At 61.5% G+C, this 10395-nt stretch carries 13 protein-coding genes and 1 tRNA gene; 9 read left to right on the top strand and 5 right to left on the bottom strand.

Annotation, left to right across the window (positions count from 1 at the left end):
• Positions 1-721, top strand: a 721-nt coding sequence (locus C404_RS60325; protein WP_160170185.1) for a hypothetical protein, incomplete at its 5' end; no start/stop codon positions are given.
• A 44-nt stretch (positions 722-765) separates the two neighbouring features.
• On the opposite strand, the gene C404_RS59560 is transcribed toward C404_RS60325, so the two are convergent.
• Entirely contained in the window at positions 766-1548 is a 783-nt protein-coding gene (locus C404_RS59560; protein WP_053092010.1) for an HNH endonuclease, read from the bottom strand.
• Between the two features lie 183 nt (positions 1549-1731).
• On the opposite strand from C404_RS59560, the gene C404_RS52210 reads away from it, so the two are divergent.
• The 5 genes from C404_RS52210 (at position 1732) to trmB (ending at position 5265) form a co-directional block, all read left to right on the top strand.
• On the top strand, positions 1732-2688 hold the full coding sequence (locus C404_RS52210; RefSeq protein ID WP_021196798.1) for a HEPN domain-containing protein: 957 nt from the start codon (positions 1732-1734) through the stop codon (positions 2686-2688).
• A 126-nt stretch (positions 2689-2814) separates the two neighbouring features.
• Positions 2815-2888: transfer RNA gene (locus C404_RS52205), tRNA-Gly, on the top strand.
• A gap of 159 nt (positions 2889-3047) precedes the next feature.
• Complete coding sequence (locus C404_RS52200; protein WP_021196797.1) at positions 3048-3368, top strand: metalloregulator ArsR/SmtB family transcription factor; 321 nt, start codon at positions 3048-3050, stop codon at positions 3366-3368.
• A gap of 76 nt (positions 3369-3444) precedes the next feature.
• Complete coding sequence (locus tag C404_RS52195) at positions 3445-4449, top strand: acyl-CoA desaturase (protein WP_021196796.1); 1005 nt, start codon at positions 3445-3447, stop codon at positions 4447-4449.
• Positions 4450-4515: 66 nt separating this feature from the next.
• Positions 4516-5265: a tRNA (guanosine(46)-N7)-methyltransferase TrmB gene (gene trmB, locus C404_RS52190; RefSeq protein ID WP_021196795.1), complete on the top strand. Its 750-nt coding sequence runs from the start codon at positions 4516-4518 to the stop codon at positions 5263-5265.
• A 27-nt stretch (positions 5266-5292) separates the two neighbouring features.
• Here the strand turns inward: trmB and C404_RS52185 are convergent, their stop codons facing one another.
• From C404_RS52185 to C404_RS0130325, 4 genes are all read right to left on the bottom strand, one after another.
• Positions 5293-6405 carry an NADH:flavin oxidoreductase/NADH oxidase gene (locus tag C404_RS52185; RefSeq protein ID WP_021196794.1) on the bottom strand — a complete coding sequence of 371 codons (1113 nt, stop codon included), beginning with the start codon at positions 6403-6405 and terminating at the stop codon, positions 5293-5295.
• 114 nt (positions 6406-6519) lie between these two features.
• On the bottom strand, positions 6520-7401 hold the full coding sequence (locus C404_RS52180; protein WP_021196793.1) for an undecaprenyl-diphosphate phosphatase: 882 nt from the start codon (positions 7399-7401) through the stop codon (positions 6520-6522).
• A 64-nt stretch (positions 7402-7465) separates the two neighbouring features.
• A complete protein-coding gene (locus tag C404_RS52175; RefSeq protein WP_021196792.1) occupies positions 7466-8059 on the bottom strand; it encodes a DUF1439 domain-containing protein in 594 nt (197 codons plus the stop codon).
• A 6-nt stretch (positions 8060-8065) separates the two neighbouring features.
• A complete protein-coding gene (locus C404_RS0130325) occupies positions 8066-8323 on the bottom strand; it encodes a YkgJ family cysteine cluster protein (protein ID WP_080981294.1) in 258 nt (85 codons plus the stop codon).
• A 193-nt stretch (positions 8324-8516) separates the two neighbouring features.
• Here C404_RS0130325 and C404_RS52170 point away from each other — a divergent pair, with 193 nt between their 5' ends.
• The 3 genes from C404_RS52170 to C404_RS52160 all read left to right on the top strand — a co-directional run bounded on the left by C404_RS52170 (position 8517) and on the right by C404_RS52160 (position 10365).
• Positions 8517-9260, top strand: coding sequence for a TetR/AcrR family transcriptional regulator (locus tag C404_RS52170; protein WP_021196790.1), 744 nt, complete (start codon positions 8517-8519; stop codon positions 9258-9260).
• Between the two features lie 95 nt (positions 9261-9355).
• Positions 9356-10006 carry a protein-L-isoaspartate O-methyltransferase family protein gene (locus tag C404_RS52165; RefSeq protein WP_031329942.1) on the top strand — a complete coding sequence of 217 codons (651 nt, stop codon included), beginning with the start codon at positions 9356-9358 and terminating at the stop codon, positions 10004-10006.
• 26 nt (positions 10007-10032) lie between these two features.
• Positions 10033-10365, top strand: coding sequence for a rhodanese-like domain-containing protein (locus tag C404_RS52160; RefSeq protein ID WP_021196788.1), 333 nt, complete (start codon positions 10033-10035; stop codon positions 10363-10365).
• Positions 10366-10395 lie beyond the last annotated feature (30 nt).

Raw genomic sequence — 10395 nt, 5'->3', positions numbered from 1 at the left:
AAATCAACAGGTAGCCATTCCAAGCTTCTCTATTCGACTCAATGGCAATGGTGAACTGGAGGCGGACCCGCTCACCTTGCACGTACGATTTGACGTGTGCCCCACTTGGATTCAGATCGCCAAGCGCCACCTCGACGCCGCGCTGGTCGCACGCACCGAACGTCAGCTAGCATGGGCCGGCAGCGATGAAAGCGCCAAATCGCGAACGCTTGAGGTTGAGTTCGAGGCATCAATGCAGGCCATCATGGCGGCTGCAATAGCTTGGGACGCTGTCTATGCTGTCCTGCGACAGCATGTCGACATTCCGACTTTGCTTGCAGAGAAGTGGCGTAACGGGAGGACTTCACGCTACACGCAGGTCGCCGAGGTGGTTAGACGAGCCTTCGGGTTGAAACCCCAGGGGGCAACGACGCTACGAACCAATCTTAAGGAACTCTATCGGTTTCGTGACCTTGCAGTCCATCCGTCAGGAAAGATAGAAGCGGCGCTTCTCCATCCTGAACTCGATGTGGGAGTCGAGTGGCGGTTTGTTTATTTCCGCGCCATTAACGCTGAGCTGGCTGTTCGTGGAGCGGTCGCAATGCTTTGGGATCTGGCACACAACGGGAAAAGCAAGAATCCCCAGATCGCCGACTATCAAAATAATCTTTCTGATCGGCTGCAAGAAATATTCCCAGATGGTGCTCCGGCGGTACGTACTCCGGAGGCACAGCAGTCGTGACGTTCACCGCTACGAGGGTCAATACGTAGTCGAAGTTCACTGCGCTAATCCCTCATGGTTCCTCTTCGCAAAGCCTTAAGTTTCCTGCGCAGTTTTTTTTCCAGGTTCTGAGCATCCTTACCGAAGTGAGCCTCGCGATGATGATTGGCGCAAAGGGCAATAACATTGTCCATGGTGTCCGGCCCTTGACGTGCCAAGCCAATGATATGATGTGCCTCCAAATATCGCGCCCCATTCGCCACTTCAAAACCCTGTTGGCCACAGTACTCGCATCTACCCTTTGCGCGCGCAAGAACAGCTTCTCGTATTCTCGAATCGCGCATAAACACTGACGCCACTCCAGTTACGCGCCTGGGTGCAGCGGACCCGATAGGTTCGTTCAGCAAATCGTCGAGCGCATCTGTCCATCGAAGGATATTCGTTGCGCTCTGCCCGCTCCTCACAGCAGACGCGCTCACCTCCCCAACAACGTATGCGACATAGATACCCTTCTCTATGGTGAACCGCAGAACAAGCAATACGTCTGGATCAAAGCGCTTACGTGACCGAGGAACCGCCGCTATATCTTTGGCTTCGCATAATATTCCGAACGCTTCTGCACCGTCCGTCATGACGGCGTTGATGTGTCGCTGTAGTTCTCTGGCTCCGACTCGGGAATCTTCGGCGTCGGCTTCAATGAACTTGTACGGTTTACCCCTTCGGTCTAAACGATCGGCCCATACAGTGAAAACGCCACGCCGTTTCGTTTCGTTGTACGCGCTCCACCTATTTCGGAAATTTTTCAGTTTGCAGCCCAGGTCCTCGCACAGCCCCGAAAAAGACGTCATGCCCGATTCTTCCAATGAAAATTCATCAACACGGCGGCGCCAACTTACAGCGTAGCGTTACATCGAAATTCCCTATCCAGCAGTTGGCCGCTAATCCGTGCGATTCGACGGCAGGCCTAGGTTTAGCTCCCGGCACCCTCTTAGTATCATCCTAACAAGATAACTGGACTGCACGAGTAGACCATGACCACGTTTTCCTGGCCCGGCTATCCCAAATCGATCTCAGACTTTGAAGCCCTGATGGCAGCTATCGATAGCACGTTGGCTAGCGAAGGACTGCGTCCCTTTCAGCGGCCCATCCATGTTGGCAGAAAATTCTGGGAAGCATTTCGTTGGGAGGGTCAAGTTCTCCCGCCAAAAGCGCTCGCAGACAACTCCGGGTTCGATGGCAATATCCTCATGGCGAAGGCGCATCGGTGGTACGAGGAAACATACGGAGATCGCTTGAAGAGCGATTGGGCGTTTGGCTATGCCCCTACGCGACTTGGCAACGCCATCTGGCGCGTGCGCGCTCCAGTGACGTACGGACAAGTGCGGCTGTTCATTGATAGGAACATGAAAAACCAAGGGATTCGTCTTGGGTCACGTGGCACTGAAGCAAGCCTCAATGTGCTGTGCGAAGTGGAAGGGCTTCCGCAAGGACTAGTGGATCGCCTTACAGATCATGCACTACATGAGCATTTCGAGTTCCACGTGTTCATGCACGAGAACCTCCAGTGGCGGGAAGAGCTGCCACAAACCGACCTGCTAACGCTTGCCCGAGCGGACTATGACGAGTCCACCGCCGCAGTCCTGGGACACAGGTTCGCGCAGGCTAGATGGGCCTCTCAACAAGCCGTCGAGAAAACGCTGAAGGGACTGCTGTCCATTGCAGGTACCCGCTACCCTACCGGTGGCCCCAATGGTCATGACCTTCAGCACATCGGCGGCCTGCTGAAACAGCACCATGGCATTGACGTTAGTACAGCGCTACTTTCCGTGGCTGCCTGCTCACCCAAGGTCCGTTATGGGGAAGAGGCATCCAGTGAAGAGCAAGCCCTCCATGCCAATCATGCTGTTCTGGGGGTACTTGAGCAACTGAGGAAGGATCCGCGGACCCATCAGATCTTGTCCTTGACATCTGCGCAGCACGGCACCTGACTTTATCTCGGATCGAACCGGGCAGCGAATGCAGCGAGCGGGGTGACGGTGGTGACACTTTTCACGTCAGCAAACATCCTCGTCGCTTGCCGAACCGCCGCAACCCCGCATAAAATGTGGGGCTACGCGGGCGTCGTATAATGGTAATACCCTAGCTTCCCAAGCTAGAGCCGTGGGTTCGATTCCCATCGCCCGCTCCAGATACCGCTTCATCGCGCTGCTTTTCACCGCGATGCCTCTTCGAAGAAACCGGACACTGCTCCGGTTTTTTTTTTGTGCCCGCCCCCTCCCACATTCGCCTTGACACCAGATGCGCCGTCGACAAACAATAAATTAACAAATTTGCTAATCCTTGAATCATGACCAGCATCGACAAGATCTTTGAAGCGTTGGCGTCCACACCACGCCGGCAGATCCTGGCCTATCTGTCGGAAGCCGAACTCACGACGTCTGAGCTTGCCGAGCGTTTTGCCATGAGCGCACCGGCGATCTCGCGCCATCTATCGGTACTGGAGAACGCCGGGTTGGTCATCAGCGAGCGGCGCGGCCAGTTCGTCCTGTACAAGCTCAATGGCGACAGCCTCGTCAACAGCCTGACCAGCTATGCCTTCGAGCTGTGTCCGGTTGCTCGCCCGCTCAAGGCGGAATCCCGCAAGAAGGCCACAGAAAAACCCGGTTGACGTCTCGCGCAGCCGCGCAACCCACCCTAGCAACCACCGCAGTCATGCATTCCCACCATCGGGAAGGAGACCTGTTGTGCAAAATTTTGCCGAGAGTCTGAAAACACACCGCGTGCAAGCCGCCGATGTGCAGAGCGTGGTCTGTGGTGAAGTCCGCTATGCGCCGGTCAAATCGCTTTGGTTGACCGGCATGGCGGTGGCAGGGGTGGTTGGTGGCATCTGGACGTTCAGTTGGGCAGCCTTCGCTGTCTTCGTCCTGACGACCGGCAGCGTTCTGCTGCTGGGGCATTCGCTGGGCAGCCACCGCAAGCTGATTCACGATAGCTATCAATGCCCCAAATGGCTGGAGTACACGCTGGTGTACTTTGGCGTACAGGTCGGCTTGGCCGGCCCCATCGGCTTGCTGCGCCAGCATGATCTGCGTGACTATGCGCAGCGGCTCCCGGACTGCCACGACTACCTACGGCATGGCCGCTCGTTCTGGCAGGATGCCTGGTGGCAACTGCACTGTGAATTGCAATTGACCCACCCACCCCGGATCGCGTTGGAACCCCGGATCGCCAACGATCGCGTCTACCAGTTTCTCGAGCGGACGTGGATGCTGCAGCAATTACCTATCGCGTTGCTGCTGTACGGGTTGGGCGGGTGGAGCTTCGTGTTCTGGGGGACCTGCGCGCGTGTGACGGCCGGGGTGTTCGGCCACTGGCTGATCGGCTACTTCGCGCACAACCACGGCGGCATGCACTACGAGGTGCAAGGCGCTGCGGTGCAAGGCCACAACATCCGCTTTGCGTCGCTGCTGACCATGGGCGAGTGCTGGCACAACAATCATCACGCCTACCCGGGCTCGGCTCGCCTGGGCCTGTTTGCCGGCGAGTGGGACCCGGGCTGGTGGATGCTGATCGCCTTGCGCAGGGTCGGCCTGGTTTGGAACCTCCGTCTGCCGTCGGACCTGCCTGCCCGCCCGGAACTGGTCCGCCTGCGGGACGAGCCCGCGCCCCCGATCGAACCGCCTACTCGCCGCTGGCACCTGCCGTGTCCGTGCCGACGCCTGCGGGCCGATAGGGCTGCGCTGCTATAATCCGGGCATCTCCCAAGCCGCCCTCGGCGGCTTTTTTATTGCCGCCACGTCCGTGGTGAATCCGCCATGCAGTCCACCGAACACACCAACGACGGCACGCCCGTCGAGCCGTCTGACGACGATCAATCCGGCGCGCCGGAAACCGGCCACCCGCGCCGCATCCGCTCTTACGTGCGCCGCGCCGGCCGCACGTCTACCGGTCAGCAGCGCGCCATCGACGAACTCGGCCCGCGCTTCCAATTGCCCTACGCCGCCGAGCCGCTCGACTGGGAAGCCGCCTTCGGGCGCGCCGGCGCCAAGCGCATCTTCGAGATCGGCTTCGGCATGGGCGAGACCACGGCTCACATCGCGCAACTGCGTCCGGACGACGATTTCCTGGGCGTGGAAGTGCACGAGCCGGGCGTGGGTGCGCTGCTCAAGCTGATCGGCGAACGCGAGATCGGCAACATCCGCATCTGCTCGCACGATGCGGTGGAGGTGCTGGCCCAGATGATTCCGGAAGGCACGCTGGATGGCATCCACGTGTTCTTCCCGGATCCGTGGCACAAGAAGCGCCACAACAAGCGGCGCCTGATCCAGAGCCCGTTCGTGGCGCGCCTAGCCGCCCACCTGAAGCCGGGCGGCTATCTGCACTGTGCAACGGATTGGGAGGAATACGCCCACCAGATGCTGGAGGTGCTGTCCGCCGAGCCGACGCTTGAGAACACCGCCGACGGCTTCGCGCCGCGCCCCGACTATCGCCCCGTCACCAAGTTCGAGAAGCGCGGCCTGCGCCTTGGGCATGGCGTATGGGATGTGGTCTTCCGCAAGCGCTGACCACACCCACGCGCGATTGGTCGTGGATTAACGCGCGCCGAAATGCGTGTCGCCAAAGAGGTTCTTGGCGTGGCGCGGGAAAGCGCGCCAGTACTGCGGCGGCGCCTTGACGGTGGCGCCCAGTTCCGCGGCCGCAGCCCACGCCCAGTGCGGGTTGTAGAGGAACGCCCGGCCGACTGCAACCAGGTCCGCACGCCCCTCCGCCACGATGGCCTCGGCTTCATGCGCCTCGTTGATCAAGCCGACAGCAATGGTCGGGATCTCCGCTTCGTTGCGGATCTTCTCGGCAAACGGCACTTGGTAGCCGGTCGACAACGGAATCTGCTGCAACGGCGATACGCCGCCTGACGACGCATCGATCCAGTCGCAGCCACGCGCGCGCAGCGCCTGCGCAAACACCACCGAATCCTCCAGCGTCCAGCCGCCCTCCACCCAGTCGGTGGCGGATACGCGCACGCCCACCGGAATGTTGTCCGGCACCACGGCCCGCACAGCATCGAAAATTTCCAGCGGATAACGCATGCGGTTCTCGCGTGAGCCGCCGTATGCGTCGGTGCGCTGATTGGCAATCGGCGAGAGGAATTCGTGCAGCAGATAGCCGTGCGCGGCGTGCAATTCGATGGCCGCCATCCCCAGACGCACGGCGCGGCGCGCGGTGGCGACAAACGCATCACGCACGCAGGCAAGATCGGCGTCGGTCATTTCGCGCGGCGCACGCTCTTCAGGGCGTTGCGACAGCGCGGACGGGCCCATCGTCTCCCAGCCGCCGGCATCGAGCGGCAACAGCGCACCACCCTCCCACGGCCGCGCACTCGACGCCTTGCGGCCCGCATGCGCGATCTGCATACCGATCGGCACCAGCGCGTTCTGGCGGATGGCCGCGAGCGTGTGTGCCAGCGCGGCTTCGGTCACGTCATCCCACAGGCCTAGGCAGCCGTTGGTGATGCGCCCTTCCGGCGACACGGCGGTCGCCTCGATCATCAGCAGCCCCGCACCCGAAAGCGACAGGCTACCTAGGTGCGTGTGATGCCACGCCGTCGCCTGGCCGTTGTCAGCTGAGTACTGACACATCGGCGAGATGACGATGCGGTTCTCAAGCGTGAGACCGCGCAGGGAGAAAGGCTGGAAGAGTGCACTCATGATCGGGGGACCGGCTGTCAGCGGCTGGCGGAAGAAACCGCCAGTGTGTCCGAATCCGCCCGATCGTGCAGACGGCGCGAAGACCCGCGCCGAGGAAGGGAAATGCTGACTGGCTTAAGCCTGCCAGGCGATGAGATGCGTATAGGCCGTCACCAGCACGATGATGCCGAAGATGATCCGGTACCACGCAAAGCCGCGGAAATCGTGCGTAGCAATGAACTTCAGCAGCCAACGCACGCAGAAGAATGCGGAGATGAATGCCGCCACAAAACCCACCGCAAAGATCGACAGGTCATCGGCCGACAGCAACGCACGCGACTTGTACAGCTCGTACACCGTCGCCCCAAAGATCACGGGGATGGCGAGGAAGAACGAGAACTCCGTGGCCACCTTGCGCGACAGGCCGAACAGCAGGCCACCGATGATGGTCGAGCCCGAACGCGACGTGCCCGGAATCAGCGCAAAACACTGCGCGAAGCCCACCTTGATCGCATCCGAAATACGCAGGTCGTCGAGCGTTTCGATGCGCGGCGCACCGGCCTTGGCGGCCTCAAGCAGCGCGTTGGCGCGCGGGTCATGCGTCTGGCCGCGATGGCGCTCGCGCCATTCGGCCCACAGGATCACGAAGCCGCCGATGATGAACGCCGACGCCACCACGATCGGGTTGAACAGATGCGCCTTGATCGCCTTGCCGAAGATCAGCGCCAGCGTAATCGCGGGAATCGTCGCCACGATCACGTTGATGGCGAAGCGCTGTTGGCGCGGGTCGCTGGGCAAGCCCTTTACGACCTCGATGATCTTGTGGCGGAACTCCCAGCACACCGCCAGGATGGCGCCGAACTGGATCACGATTTCAAAGATCTTGCCCTTCTCGTCATTGAAGTCGAGCAACTGGCCGGCCAGGATGAGGTGGCCCGTGCTGGAGATAGGAAGAAACTCGGTCAGACCTTCGACGATGCCGAGAATCAGCGCTTTGATGACGAGTGCAATGTCCATGCAGTAAGCAGAGGAGGAGAAGAAAGACGAGGCGCCGGGCGTGCTGCGCACAACAGCAAATGCTTCAAGGCCGCTTGGCCTGAACGTGCACGCCTTCGGGCAAAACCGTGATTGTACCGGGCTCTACAGCGATGCCGGCCACTTTCAACTGCTCCGGCTTGAACGTGTAGACCGCGTAATCATTGAGCAACTGGCCCGCGATCAACGAGCCGATCCCACTGATCTGCTGACCCAATCCGCCGGGCACGTTCTGCAGATCAAAGCGGTCGACACTGGGTTGGTCCAGACGGATCGAACGCGTGGGCGAGTCGTAGTGCAAACCGCTGGAGATGGCCAGCGGCCCGGTCAGCGGCTGGCGCAGCAGGCCGCTTTCCACGCTCGCGTCCGCCTGGATGGCGATGCGGTTGCGTGCAGGGTCCAGCGAAATCTGCGGGTTGGTCAACGTGACGTCGAAGAAGCCGAGAAAGCGCCGCTGAAACGGAAACTTGCGCGCCAGTGCTTCCTGCATCTGGCCGCGCGAGAAGGTGTAGCCGTCGCCCGTCCAGCCGGTCGGCATGCAAGCCACCAGCACGACGGCAACGGTCACCGCGACAGCGGCTGCGCCGGCCCACCAGCGGAAACGGTTCGAGCGAGCAGCGGGTTTCGTGGAATCGGTCATGGCAAATCAATGCGCCGCAGTGGCGATCTCGAGTCGGGTCAGGAACTGCATGGCGTGCACTGCCGTGGCGCCACACATGTCGGGTTCGGGCTGCAGGCTGCCGCACACTGCCGGACGCTCCGGGTGGCCGAAGATGCGGCAGCGGTTGGTGTCATCCAGCTGTGCGCAACGCACGCCGGCCGGCTTGCCGTCGGGCATACCGGGAATCGGGCTGGAGATGGAAGGCGCGATGCAACACGCACCACACTGGGGTCGGCAGTCCATGGCCGTCCTGATCAACGAATTGGCTTGGAAAGCCGCTATTGTGCACCAGCACATTCGAGGCCCAGTCTGATTGACCGCTCCGATGTTGCTTGACCCATCCTCGCGCCATGCGTACATTAATGACCGGAAAGTAAGTTATCCGTGAGTCAGTGGCCAAAGTGCACTGGCTGACACCACTTTTGCAGTTGCTGCCGTGACCGATCGAGAACCCGAGTCTTCCGCCAAACGCTGGACCCGCCGCAAGGAAGCCCGCCCACAGGAGCTGGTGGCGGCGGCGCTCAACCTGTTCGTGGCGCGCGGCTATGCGGCCACGCGGCTGGAAGATGTGGCCTCGGCGGCCGGCGTGTCCAAGGGCACGGTCTACCTGTACTTCGCTAACAAGGAAGAGCTGTTCAAGGCCGTGGTGCAGGAAAATCTGCTGCCCGCCCTGGCCGAGGGCGAAGCCCTGATCGACACGTTTGAAGGCTCCAGCGAAGCGCTTCTGCACGAAATCCTGATGGGCTGGTGGGAGCTGATTGGCGAATCACCGGCCTCGGGCCTGACCAAGCTGCTGATGGCCGAATCGGGCAACTTTCCCGATCTGGCGCAGTACTACAACGAAGAAGTCATCGAACGCTGCGATCGCCTGTTCGCGCGCATCCTGGCACGCGGCGTGGCCCAAGGCGAGTTCCGCGAAACCGATGTGGACCTGACCACGCTGGCGCTGACCGCCCCGATGCTCTTCCTGATGATGTGGAAGCACTCGTTCGGCCCGTGCGCCTCCAAGGTGCTGGAGCCGAAGGCGTTCATCACGCATGTGGTGGCGCTGGTGCTGCATGGCCTGTTGCGCAATCCGGTGCCCGGCGCTGTGATTCCGCCGCCACCTCCGCTCACGGCGCAGCCGTGGCGCACCCCGTCCGATGTCGATGTTGATGGCAACGGGGGCACCCAGTCGTGAGGTTCTCTGCCGGAATGTCCTCTGGACTTGCTAAAATGCCGGGTTTGTCGTCAAACCCTCATCCGCGTTACGCGCTCCACATGGAAGGCATGCCCATGGACATCGAAAAATCCCGGTTCAACATGATCGAGCAGCAAATTCGTCCGTGGGACGTGCTCGATACCGACGTGCTCGACCTGCTGACGGTCGTCAAGCGCGAGCACTACGTGCCCGAGGCTTACCGCGCGCTGGCCTTCGTCGACATGGAAATCCCGCTGGCCGGCGGCCAGAACATGCTGGCCCCGCGCGTGGAAGCCCGCGTGCTGCAGGAGCTGGCCGTGCGCAAGCATGAAGACGTGCTCGAAATCGGTGCGGGCTCGGGCTACATGGCTGCCCTGCTGGCGCATCGCGGCCGCCAGGTCACCACGCTGGACATCGTGCCGGAACTGATCGCCTTCGCCCGCGACAACCTCACGCGCAACAGCGTCACCAATGTCGACGTGGTTGAGGCCAGCGGCGCCAATGGCTGGGGCGATGGCCTGTACGACGTGATCTGCGCGTCGGGTTCGGTGCCGGCCGTGCCGGAAGCGCTGCTCAAGCAGCTCAAGGTGGGTGGCCGCCTGTCGATCTTCGTGGGCGGTGCGCCGGTCATGGAAGCGCAGCTCATCACGCGCATCTCCAACACCGAATACCAGACGCGCAACCTGTTCGAGACCTACGTGACGCCGCTCGTGGGCATTCCCGTCCCGTCGCAGTTCCGCTTCTGACACACCCCGGCCCGTCCCCAATCTTCATGCAACAGCTCGCTCCCACCGCCCTCGCCCAATGGCTCGCCGACGCATCGCGCGCGAAGCCCGTCCTGCTCGACGTGCGCTGGGCTGAAGAGGTGGAGATCTGCGCGCTGCCTGGCATCACACACATTCCGATGAATGAGATCCAGGTACGTGCCGGCGAGCTGCAAGCTGACCAAGACATCGTCTGCATCTGCCACCACGGTGGACGCAGCGCGCAGGTTGCGCAGTATCTGATCGTGCATGCGGGCTTTGATCCGGCCCGCGTCTACAACCTGCAAGGCGGCGTCCATGCCTGGGCCAACCAGGTGGACACGCAGATGGCGACGTACTGATTGGGGAAGCCGCCGCCGGGCAATAACCCG

The sequence above is a fragment of the Ralstonia sp. AU12-08 genome (assembly GCF_000442475.1).
Lineage (GTDB): Bacteria > Pseudomonadota > Gammaproteobacteria > Burkholderiales > Burkholderiaceae > Ralstonia > Ralstonia insidiosa.
Note: the sequence above shows the minus strand (reverse complement) of the source record. Positions and strands in the feature narration are given on the sequence as shown.

What these genes read in the sequence shown, in the direction of transcription:
- C404_RS52185 (WP_021196794.1), bottom strand. Translation starts at nt 6,405, where the DNA reads ATGAGTGCACTCTTCCAGCCTTTCTCCCTGCGCGGTCTCACGCTTGAG.
- trmB (WP_021196795.1), top strand. Translation starts at nt 4,516, where the DNA reads ATGCAGTCCACCGAACACACCAACGACGGCACGCCCGTCGAGCCGTCT.
- C404_RS52180 (WP_021196793.1), bottom strand. Translation starts at nt 7,401, where the DNA reads ATGGACATTGCACTCGTCATCAAAGCGCTGATTCTCGGCATCGTCGAA.
- C404_RS52160 (WP_021196788.1), top strand. Translation starts at nt 10,033, where the DNA reads ATGCAACAGCTCGCTCCCACCGCCCTCGCCCAATGGCTCGCCGACGCA.
- C404_RS52165 (WP_031329942.1), top strand. Translation starts at nt 9,356, where the DNA reads ATGGACATCGAAAAATCCCGGTTCAACATGATCGAGCAGCAAATTCGT.
- C404_RS52200 (WP_021196797.1), top strand. Translation starts at nt 3,048, where the DNA reads ATGACCAGCATCGACAAGATCTTTGAAGCGTTGGCGTCCACACCACGC.
- C404_RS59560 (WP_053092010.1), bottom strand. Translation starts at nt 1,548, where the DNA reads ATGACGTCTTTTTCGGGGCTGTGCGAGGACCTGGGCTGCAAACTGAAA.
- C404_RS52210 (WP_021196798.1), top strand. Translation starts at nt 1,732, where the DNA reads ATGACCACGTTTTCCTGGCCCGGCTATCCCAAATCGATCTCAGACTTT.
- C404_RS52175 (WP_021196792.1), bottom strand. Translation starts at nt 8,059, where the DNA reads ATGACCGATTCCACGAAACCCGCTGCTCGCTCGAACCGTTTCCGCTGG.
- C404_RS0130325 (WP_080981294.1), bottom strand. Translation starts at nt 8,323, where the DNA reads ATGGACTGCCGACCCCAGTGTGGTGCGTGTTGCATCGCGCCTTCCATC.